Annotated in this window: 17 protein-coding genes; 1 reads left to right on the top strand and 16 read right to left on the bottom strand. The window is 44.7% G+C overall.

The window, feature by feature from the left end:
- The first annotated feature begins 47 nt into the window (after positions 1 to 47).
- Entirely contained in the window at positions 48 to 566 is a 519-nt protein-coding gene (fabA, locus tag AABA75_RS09850) for a bifunctional 3-hydroxydecanoyl-ACP dehydratase/trans-2-decenoyl-ACP isomerase (RefSeq protein WP_338292435.1), read from the top strand.
- Between the two features lie 90 nt (positions 567 to 656).
- Here the strand turns inward: fabA and rmf are convergent, their stop codons facing one another.
- The 16 genes from rmf to AABA75_RS09770 all read right to left on the bottom strand — a co-directional run bounded on the left by rmf (position 657) and on the right by AABA75_RS09770 (position 26,471).
- Complete coding sequence (gene rmf, locus AABA75_RS09845) at positions 657 to 830, bottom strand: ribosome modulation factor (RefSeq protein ID WP_229527595.1); 174 nt, start codon at positions 828 to 830, stop codon at positions 657 to 659.
- A 257-nt stretch (positions 831 to 1,087) separates the two neighbouring features.
- Positions 1,088 to 2,773 carry a DUF3466 family protein gene (locus AABA75_RS09840; protein ID WP_338292434.1) on the bottom strand — a complete coding sequence of 562 codons (1,686 nt, stop codon included), beginning with the start codon at positions 2,771 to 2,773 and terminating at the stop codon, positions 1,088 to 1,090.
- The gene (gene uup / locus AABA75_RS09835; RefSeq protein ID WP_338292433.1) at positions 2,773 to 4,689 is read right to left on the bottom strand and encodes an ATP-binding cassette ATPase Uup; all 1,917 of its coding nucleotides are present in this window, start codon (positions 4,687 to 4,689) and stop codon (positions 2,773 to 2,775) included. Before uup ends, AABA75_RS09840 begins: the two co-directional genes overlap by 1 nt.
- Positions 4,689 to 4,922 (bottom strand): glutaredoxin family protein, encoded by a 234-nt coding sequence (locus AABA75_RS09830; protein WP_338292432.1) that lies wholly within the window; start codon positions 4,920 to 4,922, stop codon positions 4,689 to 4,691. Before AABA75_RS09830 ends, uup begins: the two co-directional genes overlap by 1 nt.
- Before the next feature lie 11 nt (positions 4,923 to 4,933).
- Complete coding sequence (rlmKL, locus tag AABA75_RS09825) at positions 4,934 to 7,036, bottom strand: bifunctional 23S rRNA (guanine(2069)-N(7))-methyltransferase RlmK/23S rRNA (guanine(2445)-N(2))-methyltransferase RlmL (protein ID WP_338292431.1); 2,103 nt, start codon at positions 7,034 to 7,036, stop codon at positions 4,934 to 4,936.
- A 10-nt stretch (positions 7,037 to 7,046) separates the two neighbouring features.
- A complete protein-coding gene (locus AABA75_RS09820) occupies positions 7,047 to 7,586 on the bottom strand; it encodes a cell division protein ZapC domain-containing protein (protein ID WP_338292430.1) in 540 nt (179 codons plus the stop codon).
- Positions 7,587 to 7,589: 3 nt separating this feature from the next.
- On the bottom strand, positions 7,590 to 8,597 hold the full coding sequence (pyrD, locus tag AABA75_RS09815; RefSeq protein WP_338292429.1) for a quinone-dependent dihydroorotate dehydrogenase: 1,008 nt from the start codon (positions 8,595 to 8,597) through the stop codon (positions 7,590 to 7,592).
- A gap of 60 nt (positions 8,598 to 8,657) precedes the next feature.
- Positions 8,658 to 13,490: an NAD-glutamate dehydrogenase gene (locus AABA75_RS09810; RefSeq protein WP_338292428.1), complete on the bottom strand. Its 4,833-nt coding sequence runs from the start codon at positions 13,488 to 13,490 to the stop codon at positions 8,658 to 8,660.
- Positions 13,491 to 13,710: 220 nt separating this feature from the next.
- Positions 13,711 to 16,029 carry an efflux RND transporter permease subunit gene (locus AABA75_RS09805; RefSeq protein ID WP_338292427.1) on the bottom strand — a complete coding sequence of 773 codons (2,319 nt, stop codon included), beginning with the start codon at positions 16,027 to 16,029 and terminating at the stop codon, positions 13,711 to 13,713.
- 15 nt (positions 16,030 to 16,044) lie between these two features.
- The gene (locus AABA75_RS09800; RefSeq protein ID WP_338292426.1) at positions 16,045 to 17,037 is read right to left on the bottom strand and encodes a WD40/YVTN/BNR-like repeat-containing protein; all 993 of its coding nucleotides are present in this window, start codon (positions 17,035 to 17,037) and stop codon (positions 16,045 to 16,047) included.
- Positions 17,038 to 17,093: 56 nt separating this feature from the next.
- Positions 17,094 to 18,461 (bottom strand): DUF1329 domain-containing protein, encoded by a 1,368-nt coding sequence (locus tag AABA75_RS09795; RefSeq protein ID WP_338294832.1) that lies wholly within the window; start codon positions 18,459 to 18,461, stop codon positions 17,094 to 17,096.
- Positions 18,462 to 18,470: 9 nt separating this feature from the next.
- Positions 18,471 to 20,555, bottom strand: a complete 2,085-nt coding sequence (locus tag AABA75_RS09790; RefSeq protein ID WP_338292425.1) for a DUF1302 domain-containing protein — start codon at positions 20,553 to 20,555, stop codon at positions 18,471 to 18,473.
- Positions 20,556 to 20,748: 193 nt separating this feature from the next.
- Positions 20,749 to 20,970 (bottom strand): DUF2835 family protein, encoded by a 222-nt coding sequence (locus AABA75_RS09785; RefSeq protein WP_338292424.1) that lies wholly within the window; start codon positions 20,968 to 20,970, stop codon positions 20,749 to 20,751.
- Between the two features lie 29 nt (positions 20,971 to 20,999).
- Complete coding sequence (gene pepN / locus AABA75_RS09780; RefSeq protein ID WP_338292423.1) at positions 21,000 to 23,594, bottom strand: aminopeptidase N; 2,595 nt, start codon at positions 23,592 to 23,594, stop codon at positions 21,000 to 21,002.
- A 12-nt stretch (positions 23,595 to 23,606) separates the two neighbouring features.
- The gene (nhaC, locus tag AABA75_RS09775) at positions 23,607 to 25,106 is read right to left on the bottom strand and encodes a Na+/H+ antiporter NhaC (protein WP_338292422.1); all 1,500 of its coding nucleotides are present in this window, start codon (positions 25,104 to 25,106) and stop codon (positions 23,607 to 23,609) included.
- Between the two features lie 30 nt (positions 25,107 to 25,136).
- Positions 25,137 to 26,471, bottom strand: a complete 1,335-nt coding sequence (locus AABA75_RS09770) for a sodium-dependent transporter (RefSeq protein ID WP_338292421.1) — start codon at positions 26,469 to 26,471, stop codon at positions 25,137 to 25,139.
- Positions 26,472 to 26,507 lie beyond the last annotated feature (36 nt).

The raw sequence follows: 26,507 nt of genomic DNA, 5'->3' as shown, positions 1-26,507 counted from the left end.
GTGTTCGCTAAATTAGCCCGCAAATTCAGATAGAGTGATAATCAGTAATGTCAGAAAGAAAGAATCAGTTCAATAAGGAAGACCTACTTAGCTGTAGCCGGGGTGAGTTATTTGGTCCGGGAAACAGTCAATTGCCTGCGCCAAACATGTTAATGATGGATCGTATCACGAGCATCACGGAAGACGGTGGAGAGAATGGTAAAGGCTACATTGAAGCTGAACTGGATATTACGCCAGATCTCTGGTTCTTTGATTGTCACTTCCCCGGCGATCCGGTTATGCCTGGATGTTTAGGCCTTGATGCGATGTGGCAGCTGGTTGGCTTTTTTCTGGGCTGGTGTGATGGGCCAGGTAAAGGACGTGCTCTGGGTGTTGGGGAAGTTAAGTTTACCGGCCAGATTTTACCTACCGCAAAAAAGGTGACTTATAAAATTACCATGAAGCGCGTCATTAAACGCAAACTCTTTATGGGCATTGGCGATGGCGTGGTTGAAGTGGACGGCCGCCCTATCTATGAAGCAAAAGATTTGAAAGTGGGTCTGTTCCAGGACACCAGTAACTTTTAAGTTACATAAATTAGCAGCTTATAAAAATACAAAAGCCCCTCTACTGGGGCTTTTGTTCTCTCTAGAAAAGGTTTAGGAAAAATTGTGGATTTATTTTACAAGACCTAAGCTTCTATCTTCCATCGCAGCTCTCCAACCACCAAGCCACTGAGATCGTGCCTCAACAGCCTGAAAGGGACAGTTGTCTTTTGCCCGACCAGAAATACCAGCTTGATACCCTTTTGCATGGGCTCGAGATAATTTATCGCGCTTTTGTCTTTTCATTTTCACCTCTTTCTCATTTGCTGTTGTGAGTTGAATACCCACACACTATGAAATAGAGGATCTTGACCAATGGTTCAAGGGTTAATTTTATTGAGTTGCTATTGACATCAGATAAGTTAATGAATTTTCGCTATCTTTTTCTTTACAACATTTTTGCATAATTATTACATTTTTAATTACGCGCAATTAAACACCCCTCATTGTTAAAAATATGGCATAAAAAAAGCCGCGACTGCGGCTTTTTAACAAGGATAAGTTTATCTTCTAAACCGTCTTGTCAGAGGTAAAAGCAACAGCATTAACAACCCCCAACCAGATGAGCCGCCTTGGCGTTCTTGGGTATCAGTTTGCGAGTCCGTATCGCTACAATCATCAATCTCGCCACCTGCGATAGGGTTCAGCACAACAGACACGAACTGGTCGGATTCACTTTCAGTGCCATCATCATTAAGACTGATGTTACCTTGAATATCAGTATTGGCGCGTCTTACACGAGCCAAAGCAACGATTTGTCCACTGTCATTAATACTGTGTGCCTGCACCAGAGTGTAAGGCGTATCACAACTGGTTAAATCATTCAGATTTTGGAAGGTATCGTCATTGCTATCATAAATAAATGCTTCGCGACGACGATCGCTGGACAGGGTAGTTTCAACCTCACCCTCACCTACAACCTGACCTAGATTGTTGATCCCTCTGGAGACACTGGAAGAGCCGGGGAAAAAGTCATCAGGAAAAGTGATTTCAGTGGAATTAACATCGTATACAAAAAACTTGGTGCGACGAATTCCATTCACGTCCTTGAGCGCATAGCCTGTCACCAGGTTGTTGTCATTAATGTCTGTGGCAATACTACTAAAGTACTCATTTCTGTCAGTAAACGAGACAACTTCTTCACCACTAAAAATAGCGGCATAAGTTGATTCAAAGTCAGTGTTATCTTCGTAAAAGTTGGTGGCAAGCCCCACTGCCAGTCCATTTTCATTGATGGCTAAAGCCTCACTGACAAATAGACGCTCATCGTCTTCTTCCCGCTCAAAAGGCAATCCAAATGTCTTTTTCTCCACCACATTACCGTCTGTGTCCAGCTCCCAGATAACCGCCCTACGATTGTGTGAACCATACAAAGAGCTGTGCAATATCTGCAAGCAGACTTCTAAAGGTTGATCACCACGCAACTCATCATCTTCACAATTTTCTGCGGCGTCACTAATAGTGTCATTTGGCTCGAACACTTCAATTCCAACCACTTGCAAACTGTTGTTCACATCGTGCGCTTCTGTGTAGCCACCTGCGAGTTCTGAATCTGATACCAATCCCACATTAATACCATTGAGATCCACAAAGCCACGTGCGCCAAACTCTCTGACTAAGAAGGTGAACTCATCACCGGATTCGTTAATATAATCCAGTTTCGTAGGGCGAGCTTGTGAAATTCCAACAACAACGCCATTGTCATTTATGGCACTGACACGCGTCTCTAAGCTTTTGGTGTAACCTGAGTAATCAGCATCAATTTCATCAAAAGCAGGGATGTATTCCACTACGCCATTTTCAACAACATAGCTCAACCATGGTACTAATCTTTGGGTGGTGAGTGAGCCCTGGCCAGAACGGATAAGGTTGAGGATGGTAGCGTAGTCTTCCAAGTTAAAGTTGCCATTTTGCGCCGCCTCAATGTCGGTTAACGCATCCTGAAGGTCTTCATTTTCAAAATCGATGAGGGAAAGGTCAATGGGAATATTGTATTCCGGTAAAGGGAATATACTGTCGAATGTCACTGCTACAACAACATCACCTGACTCGTTCATATCTGCCGGAAATGCGTTCTTAGAAACAGCCTGAGTATTCACCTCAGAAATCTGATACAAAGCCCCTTGCGAAGACTGTGAGAAAACCGCCAAGGATACTAATGCGACTTTGGCTAACTTAAAATATTTCATTAATTCGTTGCTTCCTGTTTCATACTCTCAAGCTCATCCCATCTGGCATAGGCTTGTTCCAATTGTTGTTCTGTCTCGGCTAACAAACTCAAGGTATCGGACACCTCTTTCGCCTCACGATTGTAAAAGGCTGGCTCACTAATGAGTTCCTGATATTCCTGGACTTTATTTTCCAATGACTCCAGTTTTTCAGGTAACTCATCTAATTCCAATTGCAATTTGTAACTGAGCTTTTTGTTTTTCGTGCCGCTCGAAACGGTTTTTCGACTCTCGGAACTGGCAGAAGTTTCAACCTTTACAGCAGATTTTCGATTTTTTTCCTGTTCGCCATACCAGCGCTTAATCTCTTCATAACCGCCGACAAATTGCTGAATCTGTCCCTGCCCCTCAAAAAAGCAGCTAGACGTTACCACATTATCCACAAATTCACGATCATGGCTAACCAGGATCAATGTTCCTTGATAATTGCTAAGCGTCTCTTCCAGCAGTTCCAGCGTTTCTACATCCAGATCGTTGGTGGGTTCATCCAAAATCAATAAATTGCCGGGTTTGGACAGGATCTTGGCTAACAACAATCGATTTTTTTCTCCACCAGATAATGAAGATACTGGCGATTGCACTCGTTCAGGTGAAAACAAAAAATCTTGCAAATAGCTGATAACGTGGCGACTGCGACCATTAAGATCAATCTCTCGTTTGCCATCTGCCACAACATCAATAACCGCTTTATCAGGATCAAGCTGTTCTCGATGTTGATCAAAATAAGCAATTTCCAGATTAGTGCCCTGGCGAACACTACCTTTGTCCGGCGTGAGTTGTCCTAAAAGGAGTTTGATGAGAGTACTCTTGCCGCAGCCATTTGGCCCTACCAATGCGAGTTTATCTCCGCGCATCACCTGTAAATCCAGGTTATTCACCAAAGGTGTGCCATCAATACTGTAACTCAAGCCCTTTGCTTCGAACACGCGCTTACCGGATTTTTGGCCGTCACTTAATTGAATGCTAGCATTGCCTTGCACCTTGCGACGCTGCGCATATTCGTCACGCATCGCTTTCAGCGCTCTAACCCGTCCTTCATTGCGAGTGCGTCGCGCTTTTATCCCTTGTCGAATCCAGGTTTCTTCCTGGCTAAGTCTCTTATCAAAAAGAGCATCTTGTGTGGCCTGTACTTCAAGGTCTTCCGCTTTTTTTACAAGGTATTTTGCATAATCACCGGGATATTCGGTTAACACACCTCTGTCGAGATCAACAATTTTGTTGGCCACTCTGCGAATAAAGGCCCTATCGTGACTAACAAATACCATCGCCCCTTGGTAATCCATTAACTGGTTTTCGAGCCAATTGATCATCTCAATATCCAAATGGTTAGTCGGCTCATCTAATAACAAAATATCGGGTTTGCGTACCAGGGCTTTCGCCAGAGCCGCTTTGCGTCGCCAACCACCTGAAAGTGATTCTAGCGTGGCATCCGCATCCAACTGCAATAGGGAAATAACTTGCTCAATGCGCTGTTCCAATTGCCAACCTTGTTTCGCGTCCAGCTGTTTTTGCAAGCCGTCAAGCGTCGCCAGATTTTGCTCTGACGGATCCTCTGCCACTACATTAACAACTTCATGGTATTGCTTAATCAACTCACCAATCTCTTGCAAACCTTCGGCAATATAGTCAAACACCGAAATATTTGCCAGTGCAGGCGGATCTTGAGGTAGCACGGCAATGACCGTTTCCGCATTAACGATTCGCTGGCCATCATCTAATGGCTGTTGTCCAGCGATTAACTTAAGTAATGTGGACTTTCCGGTACCATTTCTCCCCACCAAACACATGCGTTCACCAGGATTTAAGGTAAGGTTGCCTTTCTCCACCAGGGGTTTATGGCCAAATGCTATACAGGCATCTTTTAACTGCAGTAACATTAGCCTATAAACTCCTGTAATTGCTCTGGTTCAAATGGCCAGCCCAGCTCTTCCCCGGTGGAGACCTTTTTGAGTACCGGGATCCTGGCACCGTATTGGTGGTAATACTCTCGTTGTTCTTTGACATTAATTTGGGTCAGCTGCTGGCTGTTTACACCTTGTTGGTCCAGCATTTCTTTGGCCAGATCACACAAATGACAATCTGTGCCTGAATATAGAATTAGGTCGTTCATAACTACTTTTCTTATTGTACTTGCAGCAAAAAACAATGATGAATTTTACTATTGCGCTTGAAGTCTTCAGGGATTGTTTCAGCGGTGATATTAGTCACTGACAACCCCAATTTATCCTGAACCTCTGAAGACATTTTAAAATTGCGCAGATTATTCGAAAATACAATCACTCCATTTTCAGCAAGGCTGTTTTTTGCATCCGCTAATAGCGTCACATGATCTCGCTGCACATCCCAGGTGTTGTCCATACTTTTGGAGTTGGAAAATGACGGCGGATCAATAAAAATCAAATCGTATTTTTCCCGGTTTTGTTCCAGCCAGGTTGTCACATCCGCTTTGATAAACTGATATTTGCCACGCAACTTGTTTAACTCAAAGTTTTGCTTTGCCCAATCCAGATAAGTATTCGACATGTCCACAGTGGTAACGGATTGTGCTCCGCCCAGTGCGGCGTAAACAGAAACTGAGCCGGTGTAAGAAAACAGATTGAGAACTCGCTTGCCTTTACTCATGTCGCGAACTATACAGCGGGTATCGCGATGGTCGAGAAACAAACCTGTATCGAGATAGTCAAACAGGTTTACCAGAAACTTCGCGCCATTCTCTTGCACTTCCAGCATTTTGTTTTGCCTGGATACCTTTTCGTACTGGTTCTTTCCCTTTTTAACTTCACGAACTTTGAGGGCGACATTTTCAGGCGCAATACCCAGAACCTGCGGCGCGACCAGCAAAATCTCCTGCAAACGCGCTTTGGTTTTTTGCTCAGGGATATTTTTAGGCGCAGCGTACTCCTGAATAACCAGGCCGTCACCATACCTGTCTATCGCGACATTGTATTCGGGTAGATCAGCGTCATATATACGGTAGCATTCAGTATTTTGCTTTTTCAGCCAACGCTTGGTTTTGTCCCAATTTTTCTTTAAGCGATTGGCAAAATCACCATCCAGTTTCGCCTCGTGTTGCAACTCAGCCAGATTCCTGTCCACCATATGGAACAGCACTAGCTCACAATCCAGGTTGGCGTTTTTCAGCTTATAGCTGCGGGATGACGCGAGTTTCATTTGTTTTAACAATTCGCGGTTGGAAGTTAACAATGCCAGATGCCAATTCGCATAGTGCTGTTTTAACCAAGTGCCCCACTGCTGAAAGATAGGTAGTAAACGGTTGAAATCACTCAAGCGTTCGCCATAAGGAGGGTTACTCACTAAGTAGCCCGGTTTGTCGCAAGCAGGCACATATTCAGTAGCGTCTTTATGGGTAAACTGAATAAACTCATCCACCCCAGCAGCCTTTGCGTTTTGTTTCGCAATACTGATGAGTTTATGGCTAATCTCTCCGGCGTAGATCCCAATTGAAGGAGATTTTTGGCGCTTTAGAGCGGTACTCTGGATAACTTTCCATTGTGCGTCATTGTGCTTAAGCCAATGGCTAAAGCCCCAGCGTTTGCGTTGTAGTCCGGGCGCAATATTTGCCTTGTACAAAGCGGCTTCAATAGCAATCGTACCAGAGCCGCACATAGGATCGCACAAAGGTTGTTCTGTGTTTTGGGTCCAGCCGCTGCGCATTAACATAGCAAACGCCAGGTTTTCTCTGATAGGTGCTGGGCCGGTTTCTTGCCGGTAGTGGCGCAGATGCAAACTACCGCCAGACATATCCAGGTAGATAGCGGCATTGTCTCGATGAATACGACCTTGAATGCGAATGTCGGGGTTGTTTTTATCGACATTTGGACGGACCGACTGGGTTTCCAGAAATTTATCCACGATGGCATCCTTAATTTTTAAGGCGCCAAATTGGGTATTTCTAATCTCTTTATTACTGCCATAAAAATCCACGGCAAAGGTGTCGCGCAAGCCGAAATGCTTGCTCCAGTCAACTTCACTGGCCAGCCGATACAGGTCGTCCCCAGTTTCAATTTTGCCATAGGTAAGCTGCAATAGAACCCGGTTAGCCAATCGCGACCATAAACACAAAGTATAGATATCTTGCAATTCGGCTGCGGTTAATACCTGACCCGGCTTTTTCTGGCATTCGAGGTGGGGTAACAAACCTTGTATTTCTGTCACCAATAAGTCTTCAAGGCCCAGTGCGGAGGTAATTAATATTTTGTGCATGAAAGTATGCTTATCCAAACTGTGTCAGGCATTGGCCTGAGAAATCAAATAATCTGTCATCACTCACTTTTATCAATGTAAACATAGGCAAGTGTTTTTGCTCGTCTAATTGCAAAGCTTGTAACAACAAACAATTAAAAAAAGCGCCGTGTTGTGACAGTAATAGTACATCACATTGAGCATATTTACTCTCCACCGCCGCTAATTCATGGGCAGCAAAAGTCTGCTTCGACAACGCATTCACTTGATAATGCCAATTTTTGGCGGCGACTTCTTTATGGAAAAAAGCTGCAGCGATGGCATTAATAAGGATCAAAAATGCAAAGCCATCATTTTCTTGTAGAGGTGTTAACGCAGGATTTTCCAGTAGCTCCATATAAAGCTGAGTTTGAGCCACAGAAAAAGAAGCTGTCTGTAACCCCTTATCCCTTAAATGGCGACAACTAATTGCAGTAGCAATGGGCTGGCCATCACCAACATCCAAGACAAGCTCAGACGTCGCATCCTGCACCAACCAATGCCACCTGGAGTCCGGGATGGGAAATGTCACCCTTTAAATACCTTCAACAATGTCTTTAATCAGCTGTGGACCTTGATAAATAAATGAGGAATACACTTGTAGAACCTGTGCACCAGCCGCCAGACGATTTTTTGCGGCATCAGCAGAGTCGATTCCTCCGACGCCCATTATGGGTATTTCACCTGCCAACGCTTCTGCCAACTGTTCTGTCACACTCTGACTTTTTTGAGTTAACGGGCTGCCGCTCAAACCTCCAGCTTCTTTAGCCCAGCGCAATCCCTCGACGCCTTCTCGAGTGATGGTGGTATTGGTTGCAATCACCCCTTCTACCTGGGATTTTTTCAGTGAGTCGGCAATGCCAAGAATCTCTTCGTTAGTCAGATCAGGCGCTATTTTTACTAAAACAGGAACCTGTTTACCGTGCTTATCCCGTAGTACTTGTTGCTCTGTCTTAATGCCTGCCAACAAAGCTTCCAGCGCTTCACCATATTGCAAGTTGCGCAATCCGGGGGTGTTAGGAGACGAAATATTAATCGTAATGTAGCTGGCATGCTCATACACTTTGCGCATACATATCAAGTAATCATCCAGAGCTTGCTCTTCTGGCGTAACTTTGTTTTTACCAATATTGATGCCCAAAACGCCCTTGTATTGTGCTTGCTTAACTTGCTCCACAAGGTAATCCACACCTTTATTATTGAAGCCCATGCGATTAATGATGGCCTGTGCATCTTTAAGTCGAAATAAGCGGGGTTTGTCGTTACCAGCCTGTGGTTTAGGCGTGACCGTCCCCACTTCAATAAAACCAAATCCCATGGCGGCAAAGGCATCAATACATTCGCCATTTTTATCCAGCCCAGCAGCTAAGCCCAAAGGGTTGGGCAAGTCCAGACCGACAAACTGGCAGGGTTTGTTGGCAACGGATTGCTGATACAAACCTTGCAATGGAGTATTTTGCGAGCGCTTGAGAAAATTAATAGTGAGATCGTGACTAACTTCAGCGTCTAGATTAAACAGCAACTTCTGTGCTAACCAATACATTACGTATCCCTAAAAAATAAAAAACCCGGTCATCACCGGGTTTTTCTAATACTGATAGAATTAATCGCAGTTTAAACTCAACAAGCCCAGCTCTCGCAATGCAACAGAGAACTTAGCAAACTCATGAGTACTACTTGTTTTAAACTCGGCCATCATATGATACCAGCGTTCTAACAAGAATTGGTGCTCTTTAATCCATTTATCTAGAATTTCCTGAACATCGGTACTTTCTGTGGCGTTATTTAGAATACCAACCGTTAATAACCGTTGTTGCCAGTCCAGCTCCTCGCGATAAGAAGAACGTGCAAGCGCCTGCCAATGATTGGAAACCGTTTGCTTGTTGATCTGATCAAGGAACCAATGTAACTCCAACTCTGAGCCCAGCAGGTAGTAAAGTCGCGCAATCAATGCGGTATCTTTATCTTGCTCAGCAACGATTTGCGCCAAATCCAGACTTGAGAACAGGTTACCTAAGCTTGCTACTCTGGTGGCAATCGTTTCTGGCACACCCGCATTTACGTAGTTATCAATGTTCGCCTGCAATTGCTTGTATTCCGAAGGAACAAGATAAGATTTCAGATTCTCACTGACATTGACAAAGGTTTTAGTGTAGCTATCAATACAGGTTTGTAGCGCCTGTCCCTTCTTACCATGACGCATATACCAACGGGAGCCACGACGCAATGTGCGTCTGATAGTATCAAACATTTGCAACTGCACTTCTGCTGAAATTTTGTTATCTAGCTCTTCAACTGCAGACCACAGTGTTTCAACACCAAACACCCCTCGAATAACAGCATAAGCATTGGCAATCTCGTGCACTGCCGCGCCTGTCTCTTCACGCATGCGGAACAAGAAATTGAGGCCCATATCATTAACCATATTATTGGCTAATTTAGTGGCAATGATTTCAGCTCTAAGAGGATGTTCTTCCATTTTAGCTGCAAATTTCTTTTGCAATACCTCCGGGAACGCACTTACCAATAACTTACCGTGATAAGGATTATCTGTGATTTCAGGAATGTTCAATTGCTCTTTGAGCACCATTTTTCCATAAGAAATCAACACTGAAAGTTCCGGACGCGTGAAGCCCTTACCACGAGACAATCTCTCCGAAAGGTCATCATCTGAAGGGATAAATTCCAACTCCCGGTTTAACACACCATCTCGCTCGAGTGCATGTACAAAGCGCAGTTGCTCTTTCAATGAACCGACACCCGTTTGGTGAGTGATGGACATGCTTAGGGTCTGGCGATAACAATCCTGTAGTACCAGGTCAGCTACGTCGTCAGTCATGTCATAAAGCAGTTTATTGCGTTGCTTAACGGTTAAATCACCCGCATTCACTAACGAGTTCAACAAGATCTTGATGTTAACTTCGTTGTCCGAGCAATCAACGCCACCAACGTTATCAATAAAGTCGGTGTTAACACGCCCACCTGCAGCAGCGTATTCAACGCGTCCTAGTTGAGTCAGACCCAGATTACCACCTTCGCCAACAATCTTGGCTTTAACCTGACTACCGTTAACGCGCACATCGTCGTTAGCTCTGTCACCACATTCCGCGTGACTTTCTTTGGAGCTTTTAACATAGGTACCGATACCGCCATTCCAGATAAGGTCCACTGGCATCTTCAAGGCTGCATGAATAAGCTGGTTAGGTGTCAGACTCGTGGCCTTTGTATCCAACCATTTTTGCATTTCCGGCGTTAAGGAAATGGACTTAGCAGAACGAGAGAAAACACCACCCCCCTTTGAGATCAGGGATTTATCATAGTCTTCCCAGCCCAATTTTGGGTTGTCAAATAAACGCTTGCGCTCTACCCAGGTTTTAGCCGCATCAGGGTTCGGGTCGAAGAAGATATGTAAGTGGTTAAACGCACACACCAAACGAGTGTGCTTAGACAACAACATGCCATTGCCAAATACGTCACCCGCCATATCACCTACGGCAAGACAGGTAAAATCAGTAGTTTGACAATCAATACCCATTTCACGGAAATGACGCTTAACGGATTCCCAAGCACCACGGGCTGTTATGCCCATGCCCTTATGGTCATAGCCGACGCTGCCACCCGAAGCAAAGGCATCCCCAAGCCAAAAACCGTACTCATCAGAGATACTGTTAGCGATATCAGAGAAAGTAGCGGTTCCTTTGTCGGCAGCAACAACCAGATACGGGTCGTCTTCATCATGGCGCACTACATTTTCTGGGTGGACTATATTGCCATCGACAATGTTATCGGTGATATCCAACAAACTGCGAATGAAAATACGGTAGCAATCCTGTCCAGCCTTAAAGATGGCATCGCGACCTTCAGACAAAGGTAGTTTCTTACAGACAAAACCGCCCTTGGCACCCACTGGCACAATAACGGTATTTTTAACCTGTTGAGCTTTTACCAGTCCCAGTACCTCGGTACGGAAATCTTCTTGTCTGTCGGACCAACGCAAACCACCACGCGCGACTTTTCCACCGCGAAGGTGCACACCTTCCACCAGTGGTGAATAAACAAAAATTTCGTACTTGGGCAGTGGCAATGGCATATCAGGAATAAGTTCTGGTAAGAACTTAAAGGAAATGTAGGGTTTCTCATTACCTTCTTTATCAGCCTGATAGAAGTTAGTACGCAAGGTAGCCATGATCATATCAAGATAGCGACGGATAATTCTGTCGTCGTCCAGATTAGCTACCTGATCAAGCTGCAATTTAATTTCTTGCTGCAGAGCCTCAACCTTATCGTTATCCGCGTCTTTCGCAGGATTAAATCTGGCTTCAAACAGACTGATAATTAACGTCGCGATATGAGGGTAACGGTCCAGGGTGCGGGCAATATAGCTGTTGCTAAAAGAGCTGCCCGTTTGACGCATATACTTTGCGTAAGCACGCAGTATTGTCACTTTACGTCCCGTTAATCCGGCACCTAAAACCAATCGGTTGAAGGCATCGTCTTCTAAATCGTCGTTCCATACTTTTGAAAACGCATCCTGGAACAGAGATTGAGCCTTAACAATATCCATTTTTGAAATGGTGCTATGTAGCATGGAAAAATCCATCACCCAATTGACGTCGCCTTCAGCACACTTGACTTCATAAGGTGTTTCGTCAATCACTCGCAGACCAAAATTTTCCAGAACAGGTAAGACTGCGGACAAGTGGATTGGCTCTTTTTTGTGGAACAGTTTCAAGCGAACAGCTTCGCTGTTCTTAGACTCTTCTTGTGGACGATAAAACAACATATCCAGGCGATGCTCATCGCTAAGCAGCTCCAGCTTCTCAATATCTACCACTGTTGTCCCTGGCAGATTTTGCTCTTTGTAGGAACGAGAAAACGCACTGTCGTACTTTTGTTCCAATGCTTTGCCTTTAGACTGCCCGTAGCTGGCTCTGATGGCAGACCCCAGCTTGTCATCCCAACTTTTTGATAGTTCCACGATGTTCTTCTCTATTTCCTTCACGTTTACTTCAACATTGTTGTTATCAACCCGAACAATGTAGTGTGTGCGGGCATATACTGACTCAGAGAAATAGGTAGTGAACTCGACTTCTTTGTCGCTACCAAAAGATTTTTTCAACAGCGCCTGGGTTTCTTTGCGCAATGCGGTGTTGTAGCGCTCTCTCGGCACAAAAACCATGCATGAGAAAAAGCGACCGAAAATATCCTTGCGTACGAACAAGCGCGAAATACCCCGCTCCTGCATCTGAAATATTCCAACAACGATCTTTAACAACTCTTCATCTGTCGTCTGCAGGATTTCATCGCGCGGATAGGTTTCCATGATGTTCAATAACGCTTTGTAAGCGTGCGTGCCACGCTCGAAACCAGAGGCATCACAAATACGCTGGATCTTATCTTTCAAAACCGGTAACTGCAGCGCGCTGCTATTGTAAAAAGACGCAGAATACAAACCGAGGAAACGGTCCTCCGCGATCACATTGCCCTTTTCATCAAAACTCTTTATACCGATGTAATCCATGTAGGCAGGACGATGTACTCGGGATCTTGAATTGGTTTTAGTTAAAATTAAGGGCTTGTGGCTAAGAGTTTCCTGACGTGCAGACAGCGGCAATTTTGAAAGCACTCTTTCGCGGTCGCTAATAGAATTTTTCATCAGGCCCAGGCTCGAATCATTGTCAGCTATCCAACGATAATCACCTTTGATGCCTTTAGCAGCATAATGGCGATAGCCCATCAAGGTGAAATTGTGATCTTCAACCCAAGCAAGAAAACGCTCTGCTTCTTTCTTTTGCTCATCGCTGCATGGTACTGGTGCCTTTTTAAAGCCTGCGATAATGGACTTAAGACGCTCACGCATTGCTTGCCAGTCACTCACCGCTAGAGAGACTTCATCTACAACTGATTCAATTTCTTTTGCCAGTGCATCCAGCTTACGACGTGTTGTTTGTCGGTCTACTTCGATTAGAAATACAGTTTCTTTATTGCTCTCATCAGCTTTTCCAGATTCGCCAAACTTCAACAACTTAGAGTCGCCGTCTCTCTCGATGTATACTGGGCTGTGAAGAAGCAGGTGAGAAGTAATACCAAGGCGGTTTAAAGACATGCGCACCGAATCTACAAGGAAGGGCATATCCTTAACAATGATTTCCACAATAGTGTAAGTAGATTGCCAGCCGTGTTTAGCCACATCCGGATTAAATACCCGGATAAAAGACTTTTCACTATTGAAGTTGGCGAACTCATTCCAGAGACTCAGAACCGCGCCATAAAGGTCGCTATCACTTCGACCATCCAGATCCGTGTTAGCGACGTTTTGATATAAATTTTTAGCAAACTGGAATACCAGTTCTTGTTTGTCTTTATCTACTTTGTTTTTTATAAGTTGGTACACGTTATCCAGAAGGACAGAATGTGCGTTTGTAGATACCGTCATTTCAATACCTTGTAATGTTGGGCTTAATGTAGGGTTTTGCCAATCTCTGATAAGCCTGGTTCAGAGACCAGATTTTGCAATATTTTCCATGAATATAACTGAATATTAAAGAGAAATTTACACCTGGCCGAAGTGCAAAAAATAAATATTCAGGCATTACAAATAAAAAATGACCTGAAAGGCCATTTTTTATTTATTTTGTGCATCTCTATGCAATATATTATTTTTGCTTACGCCAGAACAGAGCGGCTATTGCTGGTAATACCAGTATGGCACCCAACATATTCACAACAAACATAAATGTCAGCAGTATTCCCATATCCATTTGGAACTTAAGGGATGAAAATACCCAAGTACTGACGCCAACTGCTAGCGTAATACCAGTGAAGAGTACCGCACTGCCCCGCTCTTTTAAGGCTTCAAAGTAAGCATCTTGACAGCACATACCTTCTTTCAGTTTTTGACTCATGGTAGACAAGATATAAATGCCGTAATCGACACCAATCCCCACACCCAATGCTATTACAGGTAAGGTTGAAACCGTTAAGCCAATTTCCAGGTAAGTCATTAAGGCCTGCGCCAGGACGGATACAACATACAGTGGAATGACCACCGACAAGGTTGCTCGCAGCGATCTGAAGCTCATCAAGCACAGTATGATAACAGCACCAAATACATACAGCATCATTGGGTCTTGAGCAGCATCCACCGCTTCATTAGTGGCCGCCATAACGCCTACAGGTCCAGATGCCAGTTTAAATTGCAAATTTTCGGTTTCGTATTCAGCCCTGAACTCTTTAACGGCCTCCACAACTCGGGTAATGGTCTCAGCTTTGTGATCTTCCATAAACAGAATAACAGGCATAACCGAGCAATCACTATTGAGTAAGCCAGATGAGGTAGGCACTCTGCCTATGGCTTGTACCATGGTCTGCTCATTACGGGGTAGCACCTTCCACTTAGAGTTACCCTCGTTGTAACCAGCATTAACGCGCTTGGCCACAGACGGCAAACTGATGGCTGACTGCACGCCTTCTACGTTAGTCATTTTCCACTGAAACTCGTCAATGGCGCTCATAACGTCATGTGATGTACAGGCTTCTGCAGTAGTCTCCACAAGCACTGACATATAATCTACAGTGATTTCAAATTTATCAGTAATCAAGAAAGTATCCTGATTATAACGGGAAGATTCATGCAGGGCGGGAGCACCGGCATGTAAATCACCGATCTTCATTTCCTTGGATTGGATCCATCCCAACACAAATAACACTGCTGTTACCGCCAGAATGTACTTGGCAACCTTCATTGAAGAACAACCAGATACTTTTTGCCATATGGCATCCACACGACTTTCCGTAATCTCTTGTGCTTTCTCTGCACAACCGGGTTTCAGCTTAAGGTAAGACATCAAAACAGGTAGCAGCATTAGGTTAGTCAGTATGATAACCGCCACACCCATTGATGCTGTGATGGCCAGCTCTCGAATAATGCCGATATCAATCACCAGTAGCGTCATAAAGCCTACGGTATCAGAAATTAATGCCACACCGCCGGGGATAAGCAATTTTCTGAAGGCATTTTGCGATGCGACTTTCGCCGTTGCGCCATGAGCCACTTCTTTGCCAACTGCATTAATCATCTGTACGCCGTGACTCACACCAATAGCGAAGACCAGAAACGGTACGAGGATAGACATGGGGTCAAGGCCAAAGCCGATAACGGTTAACAACCCTAACTGCCACACCACTGCAATAACTGAACACAATAGTGGCAAGAAGGTCAACATGATGGATTTAGAGAAAAAATAAACCATTACGGCAGTGATTGCGATGGCGATGGTAAAGAACATCACAACGTCTTTGGCACCGTTGGCAACATCGCCAATCATTTTCGCAAAGCCAATGATATGAATACTGATCTGGTCGCTTTCGTACTGCCCTCTCAATTCTTCTTCAAATTGACCAGCAAGTTTTAAGGTATCGAGCTTTTCACCAGTTTCAGGATCCAGCTCCAATAGCTGTGCGGTGACCATGGCACATTGAAAATCGTTTGAAACCTGACGACCAACTATTCCGGCTTTAGTAATATTCTCGGATACCAGTTGCAAAGCCGCTGGAGAGGAAGGCGAAAAGTCAGCTGGAATAACGGGACCGCCAGCAAATCCCCCTTCAACGATCTCAGTAAATCGCGTTGAGGGTGAATATAAAGAGGTCACCAGACTTCTATCCACTCCCGGGATAAAAAACAACTGATCGTGAACATTCTTCAACGTAATGAAAAAGTTTTCGTTAAATATATCACCATTCTTATCGCAGACAGCAACGAGCACATTATTGGCACCGCCAAAATCCTTTTGGTGCTTCATGTAATTGACCATGTATTCATGGTTTAGCGGGATATTTTTAGTAAAGGCTGCATCCAGCTTTAATTGCATTGCCTGCATCAACAAAAACACGGTTGCTGCAAGGAAAAGAACAATCACCGCCATACGGTGTCTGAATACAATTTTTTCGAGAAGATCAGTTAGTGAATTCATATCAGGTGAATGTCCTTAATTCAGAGGAAAAGATTTAAATCCCACGGCGGATACCGCAATTGCTTCGTTATCCATGGTTACAGCATCTATGACATTTTCACCATCTTTTTGTTTAGTTACTTTGATGGCTCCATCGTTGTAATAGGCTACCGCTCCGTTGTTACCAACAAGTAAAGCATTGTGTTCCGTTACAGGAATAACTGAATTAAAGGTGGCAGTAGTATTAGCTTCTGCCCTGGTCCAATTTTCCATATTATCTTTCGAAAGGTATAAACTCCCTCTGAGCCCTGCGGCCATAACAGTACCGTCGCTCAATTTCGCCACACCGAAAAAGGAGCCATAATAATTTGTTTCTACTCGCTGCCAACTTTCACCAAAGTCATCACTGAAGGCAACCAAACCGGATTCTCCCACCACGATCAAGCGTTGCTCGTCCGCTGTGACACGATTCAAATGAGGTAGGATAGACGCCATTTCCTGGCGGTAAAACTCTTCGTCTTCCGCTTTTAGCTCTTCTACATAAGCCTGATCATCGGGATGTAAAAAAGTTGGATGATATTCACGTTCCCAGGACTGTCCACCGTCTTGAGTTCTGAAAAACACGCCATAAGCACCGATTGCAATCCCCTGTTCGGCGTTAAAAAAGTACACATCCAAAAGCGGGCGCTCTAATTCTGGTAAAAACTGTTGTTGCGACCAGGTCTCGCCCTTATCAGCGGAATGAAGAATAACCGCATCGTGCCCTACCGCCCAGATATTGTCATCTAATGCAAATGCGGCGGTTAACGTTGATTTGGTAGGAACCACCTTTTGCGTCCAGGTGCTACCAGAATCATCTGAAATTAAAACATGCCCCCTCTCACCAACAGCCAACAAAGTTTGCTCTGTAGCAGTAATATCCAACAACATGGATTTTGAGGCAAGCGGCGCGATATAGGAGGATTCGGTTGCCGAAATGGCGGAGCAACAGAGTAGACAAGAAAAAAGTAAAGTTTTTGCTGATTTCATAAACCCTTCAACACAGAAATTGGTGGCCCTTGCGGACCACCGAACATTAGAAGTTTTTAACGACGTCCTTCTCTTCTTAACGCTTGAGGAGTGAAGTCTTGATCTTGCAGTTCAACTGAGAAGTCGTACATGCTTTCTTCGTTATCAAGACCCACCGCCAAGTAGCGACGTGAATTAAGGTCATGGTTAACATCAAGCGTAGACCAATGCGTAGGAACTTCATAATAATTTACGCCATAAGCGATATTTACACGATAAAGCTCGTTACGGTTGTCGTACATATCAGCAACCTGGATTTGCCAGCTATCCTCGTCCAGGAAGAATACGCGCTTCTCATAAATGTGACGCACGCCTTCTTTTAATGTCGCTTCTACCACCCATACACGGTGTTTCTCAAAACGAGTCAAATCTGGGTTGATGTGGCCTGGTTTAAGAATGTCATCGTATTTAACCTGGTCGCTGTGCAGTTTGTAGTTGTTATAAGCAACATACATTTCTTGCTTACCTTTAAGCTCCCAGTTGTAGCGATCTGGTGCACCGTTAAACATATCCAGGTCATCACTGGTTCTCAAACCATCAGCTGCTGTTCCGGGTGCGTCATAAGCTACGTTAGGTGCTAAGCGTACGCGTCGCTGACCAGTGTTATAAGTCCAGGCTTTACGCGGCTCTTTAACCTGGTCCATGGTTTCGTGAACCAAAAGTGCAGTACCTGCAAGACGCGCCGGCACCGTTACTTTTTGCTTAAATTTGAATAGTACGTTCTCTTCAAACAAAGACTCAGGTGTCGCGTCTCTTTGTGAGTATTTGATCATCAATACATCATCGAAGCCAATCACGGTATAACTACCTGTCGCCGTAGGCGCTGCTTGACCACCGAAACGCTGTACGCCCTGGCCGCGATAACGCAACAAGTGGTTCCAAATCGCCTCTAAACCATTGGATGGAATTGGGAATGGAATCGCACCGGAGGCATTTTTAACCCCGTTACCACCTTCAACTAATTCAGCGTTTACAGCATTCACTTTGGCCTGGTCGTAAATCCACTGAGGGTTAGATGCTGTTCTACGAGTTTGATAAACAGGCATTCTATAAGTATCAGGGTAAGTTTCGAAAAGTTTTATCTGACCTGGAGACAAAAACGCTTTGTATTGCTCCAGGTTGGCTGAAGTAATTTCAAACAAAGGTTTATCATCTGAGAAAGGATCCGGGTGAAAATCGCCCGGCGTATAGCCTGCAGGAGGAGTGGTAATACCACCTGTCCAGGCTGGAATGCTGCCATCAGCATTGCCTGCCTTTTCACCACCTAATGGAGTTAATTCAGTACCTAACTTGGCAGCTTCTGCTTCAGAGACTTTGGCATTGGCTACGTTTACTGACAATGCCAGGGTAATTGCAGATGCAATAAGGGCCAGTTTTTTCATTATATTCGCTCCTTAGATAGCATAGTTGAAGGATAGAGAAACAAAGTCACGATCTGACAAATCGTTCGCCTGACCACCACCCCAGAAGGCGTTGTAGGAGAATGTGGCCGACATCTTGCTCAGATAATCAAACGTGAAGCTCACGTTGCCGGACTTTCTGTCTTCCGTGAACAAGAACAATGGATTAGGTGTAGTACCATCAACATCGTGCGCAAAAGTAGAGCGAACACGCAAGTTCACACCGCTGTATACGTTGTTGAAATCAGCTACCGCTAATAAACGATAACCCCAAGCGCTATCGGTAGCGAACTGTGCACCTGTTTCAGGACCATTAGACAGTGCCACGTGCAAGCCTTCACGGGTATTACCATTAATTGGTACTAATGGTACTGAACGGAAGGTACCAGGCGCTTCCAGTGCTAAGACACTTGGATCTGGCATATCGTTGATTTCAACGTAACCTACTTCACCAAGGACAATCAGATTATCAATAAAACCCACTGGACCAAACAAATGTGAAGCTGTTAGCTGTAGCTGCAAGCTATCTAACTCGATGACACCGTCGATAAAATCGCCCGGCTGCGGCGCACCACCTGCCCATGCATCGTACTGTGAGATTCCCGCAAGATCAGGGCGCGCACCCGACGCTGCCAACTGTTCCGGAAATGCCGCGTACAACAATGTTACATCATCAATCTGCATCGGCTCGTCAGGACGGAAGGAAATTTCACCAGCAATGGAAGTTTCACCCACACTAGTGTTAAAGCTCATGCCGTACAATTTGATATCTTCAGGGAAATAAGCCGCCGCTTTAGGAAAGGTCTGCAAGTCTGTAATGTTAGAAGCGGTGATTTCATTTGTCGCCAGGTAACCTAAGTCATGGGCGATCGCAGCACCAGTGTAATCGGCACTGATACCAGACAACAACGGACGACTGCTGTGGTAATTCAGGTGATAAAAACTGAATTCGGTACTATTTAACTCTTCAGAGAAATAGGTAAATTTCAAACCGTATTGACCGCTATCGCTGGCGTCGTTGTAGAAGGCATCACCTTCAGCACGAATAGCCACTTTAGTCGCATGTGCAATCAAAGCGCTGCCCATTGCTCCGGAATCCGCACCTGCTCTTAAGCCAGCACCAATCTGATTTAATGAGTCGATCAAAAAAGCCTGGTCGATGTCAGGGTTGCGTGTAAAGCTCAGCTGAATGTTATTCAGGTGACCACCGTCACCAGCAAAGTCGTTGGTGCCAAAGTAAGTACCTGAAACAGGCAGGATACTGCGCTCGAACTCATACTGATAGTAAGCATCGATACTGAACGAATCAGTAAGACCCAAAGACGCAAATACGGTTCCTACTGGAATGAAGACTTCTTTAAGTTCTGCACCCGGAGCTCTGGCACGGGCGACATCAACCGGGTTGATGGTGTTGATACCGTGTTGGATGAATGTACTTTCACCCCAGGAAATCACCTGATCACCGATACGGAAACTAAATGGTTTGTCACCAATGTAAGTATCCCAATAGAAGAATGCATCTAACAGACGCACATCGGCACAAGCATTTTCTTTCGCTCGCGGATCATCACAAATGTCACGGCGACCGTCATTGCCACTTAATTGGCTACTGAGTGGATTTTGCCAAGGACGGTCATCATCCATCAATTCGAAGTCGTAGTAATACATACCACGCACGAAGACCCCCCAATCACCTTTATTGATGTCTAATTCATGCACACCCTTAAAGACAGTCGAGAACGCTTCGCCGCTATCAAAGTTGAGATTCCCCAAATCACCGTTGGCTGAATATGAGCCAACACCGTCATTCAGACGCCAGATATCTTCGCCTTGATAAATTACGTTGGTTGTCATGTTATAACCAGTCCAGTCCAGATTTGGCTGACTGCTGTTAGAAATCTTGCTGAAATCTCTGTCTTCGACACGATAACTGGTACCAAGCGAAAAGGTTGAGTCTAGCGTAATGTTAAAATCACCTACTTCCCAACTGGCGCTGTGTGCTGGAACCGACATTACGGTGGCAGCAGCCAATCCGATGGCGAGAGGCGACTTTTTGAAGATACGAGGCCCTTTGATCATGATTTTTATTCTCCCCTGTCTCTGCAGGCTGGTGTTGTGTGTACCCTATAAACACATAATGCATGCTTATAATTAACAAAATGATTACATCATTTTAAAACGGACGCAAGAACTAATCGTACCAGTTAAAACGATGGTAAGATTCGGTAATATCAAGAATTATTTATTTTGTGTACAGGAAGTAATAGCCTGGCTAGGCAATTTTTTCAAAGGATTTGATCTTGTTATTTTCATCAACAAGCAACCGGAATCTTCCCTGTATCCCGGTTTTCGTCACAAATGGCCGCAAGTTTTTGGTTGGTAACTGCACCCGCTCGCCGGAATCTGAGGTCATCATGCAGGTGTTCAGCTGCGGAAGATAAAGGTTTTCACAGTCGAGATAATTGATGTTCAGGCTGAAAAAATAACTTTTCATATTTACGCAATTTTTACGTTAAATGCTGATTATTCAGCCAAACTCTTACTCACCTTCTCAAACAAGTCTTTGCTTAAGTCTGGTGTGTCAGCAATTCTCAGCAACTGATTTTGCATCTTGTCTCTGCGCTCACCCATTAGCTTTTTCCAGCGCAGCATTGGTGTGACAATACGCGCAGCCACTTGCGGATTAACACTATTGAGTCGAATTATGTTATCTGCAACATATTGATACCCCGAGCCATCAGCCTTGTGAAACTGTGGAATATTGTAAAAAGCGAAGGTTCCAACCACTGAGCGAACCCGATTTGGGTTGTCAAAATTAAAGCGTTGATGACTGGTAAGTAAATCCATCGTTGCGAGAATATCGTCTCTGTCAGTACCCGCATGCAGTGCAAACCACTTATCTAACACCAAGACATCTTGACGCCAGCGCTCTTCAAAAGCCACCATGTGTCGTTCAAATTGAGGCAGTGTTGCTTCCGTTCGCATTGCACTGAGCGCACCAAGGCTATCCGTCATATTTGTGGCGTTTGTAAATTGTTGCTCAGCGTGGCCAAATTCTTCGGTGGCTAGCACATGGTATTGCAACATCAGGTTTTTCAATCGTCTTATGGCAACGTCTTCCGTAGCATAACGGTATTCCGATGAAGAAACTTCATTAATAACCCTGGCGGCAAAATCTGTTAGCGCTGATGCCAAAAAGTGTTTTACTTTCTCTCTCGCCTGATACAAGGCCAGAACATCGAGGGTTTCTCGCTGCTCAGACAGATAATCAAATCCCGGTAACGATAGCAGCTCACACAACAAGCCACGGTCGGAAATGTTGGCACCGGTGAGCTTTTGTACAATTGCATTGATCGCCGACTCTACTTCAGCGCAGCTGTTGTCCGGAGAATCGTTGATTTGCCAGATTAAATCAGAGTAAACCGTTTGCGCCGCATCCCATCGTGAAAAACTGTCATGGGCATGCAACATAACCTCAATGGCAGATTCGGTGCTGGTAGTCTGCTCAATCTTTACTGGCGCCGAGAAATCGGTAAAGAGCACGATGTCCTGCTGCTGCTGTACATCGTCAATGATTAATTGATCGGCTTGCTGTTTTAAGTCAAAGACACCTGAAGAGTGTTTGTTTTCAGTTTTGTCAAACAGCTCCCAAGCCACCGGAATATGCAAATCTTGCTTTTGTTTTTGATCTGCAGTGGCAGGAGTGCGCTGCTCCAGTTTAATCACCAGTTTTTTAGTGTCTTTGTTATATTTTTTGCTGACTGTGACTACAGGCGTACCAGACTGCCTGTACCAACGCCTGAACTGCTCAAGGTCGACCCCGCTGGCATCTTGCATTGCAGCGACAAAATCATCACAGGTAACCGCCTGGCCGTCGTGTCGTTTAAAATACAAATCCATGCCCTTGCGAAACCCTTCGGCTCCCAATAAGGTATGGATCATTCGTATGACCTCAGCTCCTTTGTCGTAAACCGTTACCGTATAAAAGTTATTCATTTCAATAACTTCTTCAGGGCGAATGGGATGTGACATGGGACCGGCGTCTTCAGCAAATTGGTGCTCTCTCATTACTCGCACCTGCTTAATGCGGTTGCTGATGTGAGAGGACATGTCTGAGCTAAACTGCTGATCTCTGAAAACCGTCAAACCTTCTTTCAGGCTCAACTGGAACCAATCTCGACAGGTAACTCGATTCCCCGTCCAATTGTGAAAATATTCGTGAGCAATAATGGATTCAACATTAAAATAATCTTCATCAGTGGCAGATTCCTCATCCGCCAAGACAAACTTGCTGTTAAATACATTAAGACCTTTGTTCTCCATAGCCCCCATATTGAAAAAGTCAACGGCGACTATCATGTAAATATCCAGGTCGTATTCCAAACCAAAGGTATCTTCGTCCCATTTCATAGACTTTTTCAACGACTCGAGGGCGTGACTGCCTCTGCCAGCATTACCTTTGTCGACATAGAGTTCAAGGTTCACCTTGCGCCCAGATTGTGTTGTGTATTCATCACTGAGTAAATCAAAGTCTCCCGCCACAAGCGCAAACAAATAACAGGGCTTTTTGAAAGGATCATGCCACGACACCCAATGTTTACCATCAGGCAAAGTGCCTTCTCCAGTTTTATTGCCGTTGGACAACAAATAGGGATATTTGTGCTTATCAGCTACTATCTTCACTGACCAAACTGACAGTACATCTGGTCTATCTGGATAGTAGGAGATTTTTCGAAATCCTTCAGCTTCGCATTGAGTACAGAAGGTGCTGGCCGCGTAATAAAGGCCTTCCAGGCTTTTGTTTTGCTCTGGATTAAACTGAGTCACGATTTCAACATCGGCGCTCTCAAAGGGAAAAACCACCTCAAGACCAGACGCTGTTTTTTTATAGGACTCGTAAACTTGCCCATTTATTTTAAAAGAAACAAGCTCCAGACCAGAGCCGTCGAGATACAGTTTGTTAAGACGTAAGTTTTGTTTCTTAACTTTGAGCTTACTCGTCACCCGCGTGTTTGCAGGCTCAAGTTCAAAGGTCAGATCAACGGAGCGGATTTCAAAACCATAAGGCTTATAATCCGACAGCCTTCTGGCTGTCGGAGATACAACAGAGTTATCCATAGCTATCCTGTCTTAATTACTGGTCGAGACACTCGACTGTTTGTTCTCTTTTACACCTACGTGTATATGTTCAGGTGGATCTAATCTCAAGATCTTAATGCCCAGGTAGGCATAAATAATAGCTAATATCGGATTGATGAGATTGAAAAAGGCGAACATCGCGTATTCAAACGGATGTACTAACAAAACGCTGTGCATGTAGGCACCGCAGGTATTCCAGGGAATTAAAGGCGACGTTATCGTGCCGCCATCTTCCAGGCTACGTGATAAGTTTAACTGGTGTAAACCACGCTTTTTAAATTCCTCTTTGTACATTCTCCCTGGCATTACAATAGAAATGTATTGATCCGCAGTAATAAGATTGGTGCCGAAACAGGTTAGTATGGTGCGACTCACCATATCTCCTGCAGATTTGGCCCCTTTGAGAATGGCGGACACAGCACGCTTCAGCAAGCCGACTTTTTCCAGTACTGCACCGAAACACATGGCCGACATAATCAACCAGATGGTATTTAACATGCTGGACATACCACCACCGGATAACAAATCATTGAGATTTGCATCAGGGGTTGTAAAGGCCACACCGTCAAACAGCGCAATCCACACCACCTTCACAGCAGCGAAGGTTGAAGGCTCACCCTCTGCCATGGTAGCCACTGCTTCCGGCTGGAATATGAGAGCCCAAACACCTCCCAGCAGCGCGCCGATTCCCACTGAGGGAAAAGCAGGCACTTTTTTAACGGCCATTGCCAACAGGATGAAAAATGGCACCAACATGTGAAACTGAATATTAAACTCTTGCTGCAATAGAGACTGCATTTTAGCTATATTTTCCGCGTCTACATTATCTGACGCATTAAAGCCCAAAAAGGCGAACAGCAAAAGCGCTACCACGATACTAGGAACGGTGGTCCACAACATATAGCGAATATGCGAAAACAAGTCTGTACCCGCTACAGCTGGCGCAAGGTTTGTTGTTTCAGAAAGTGGGGAAATCTTATCACCAAAATAAGCTCCGGAAATAATTGCTCCAGCGGTGATGGCCTCTGACATTCCCATACCATTGGCTATACCAATAAGCGCAACACCCACGGTAGCGGCAGTAGTCCAACTACTGCCGATGCTCATAGCAACAATGGCGCAAATAACCACTGACGCGGCATAAAACACCGTCGGATTGAGCAGTTCGAGGCCATAGTAAATTAATGTTGGTACTGTACCGGATAAAAGCCAGGTACCAATAAGTGAACCCACTGCCAATAAAATCAAAATGGCACCTAAGGATATGGAAATTCCATTGATCATTCCCTGTTCAATTTCTTTCCAGCTAAAGCCATTTTTAAGGCCGACAATTGCCGTTACCGCCATGCCCAATAACAAGGCAATTTGATTAGGGCCGCTTGAAGAATCGCTACCAAAAACCCATACGGAAGTACCCAACAAGGTAACCAATACAACTATCGGAATGATGGAGTCCAGCAGAGACGGTTCTTTATATTGTGCTTCTGACATCTTAAATACTCTTTGGAAATACGGGCTACATTAAAAGAATGAGCGAACAAACATGACGATAATAATCACCGGACATACAAACTTAATGTACCAAGGCCAAACGCGCCAGAAAAAAGAGTGCTCCGCAGCTTCATTGCCGTTCTTAAGTTCTTGTAAGATCTCATTGCGTTTCCATACCCATCCCGCATAAATAGAAAGTACTAGCCCAAGCAGAGGTTGGCTGTATTCAGTTGTCAATGACACTACCAGACCAAACAGCCAGTCGAAGTTAAAAATCAAAGTCAGGCTTATCAAGAATATTGCCGCAGCAATGAACCATACAGCTTTGGTTCTGGCCACATTTTTACTTTCCACCACATAGGCTACAGGCACTTCCAGCATTGAAATAGATGAGGTCAATGCTGCAATAATCATCAGAGCAAAAAAGGCAAACGCCACCAGGTTACCAATATCTCCCATGGTATTAAACAACTCAGGAAGCACGGCAAATATTAGGTTTGAGCCCTCAATGAGCACCCCGTTTTCGTTGAATATGGTAACGCCATTATGCATGGCAACGTACATGGCAGGGATAATCAACAAGCCAGCTAAAATGGCCACGCCGATATCCACCAAAGCAACCGATACCCCCAGAGAAGGAAGGTTTTCATTTTTGCTGATGTAAGAACCATACACCAACATGGTCCCTACCCCGAGCGACATAGAAAAGAAGGCTTGCCCCATAGCGCTGATGAGCAAGTCTGGATTTGTGATTTTACTAAAATCCGGTAATAAATAGGCGCGCATGCCCTCACTGGCACCATCTTGCATCGCAACATAAAGAATAAGTATCCCCACAATAACAAACAACGTAGGCATCAAGCGCACGGACCATTTTTCAATACCATCGCTAACACCTCCAACAACAATGGATGCGGTTAATGAGATAAAAATGGCACAAAACAGAAGGTTGCGAGTCTCCGATTGGGTAATCAACCACTGCGAAGCTGCATCTTGGCCCAGAAATGAAAACAGTGCCTCAATACAATGAGAGATCATCCAGCCTGCAACAATGGCGTAAAAAGACAGAATTAATGAAACAGTGATAAATCCCCAAACACCTGTGGCGCGGCCAATTTTATGCCCAGTGATTTTACCTAAAGCATCTACCATGTTTGAACGAGTGGCTCGCCCGATGATCAGCTCGGCCATTAATACCGGGTACGCCAGTACAAAAGCCAGAATGATATAAACTAATACAAATGCAGCCCCACCATTACTGGCTACCTGCGTGGGGAAACCCCAAATATTACCCAGGCCCACAGCAGACCCAGCAGCGGCAAGAATAAAACCTATTCTCGTTGAGAACTCGCCTCTGTTGTTCATGTAAATTCCTTGTTGTTATTTTTTTAATTAATTTGC

Origin of the sequence: Planctobacterium marinum, from assembly GCF_036322805.1 — a bacterium.
Lineage (GTDB): Bacteria > Pseudomonadota > Gammaproteobacteria > Enterobacterales > Alteromonadaceae > Planctobacterium > Planctobacterium marinum_A.
Note: the sequence above shows the minus strand (reverse complement) of the source record. Positions and strands in the feature narration are given on the sequence as shown.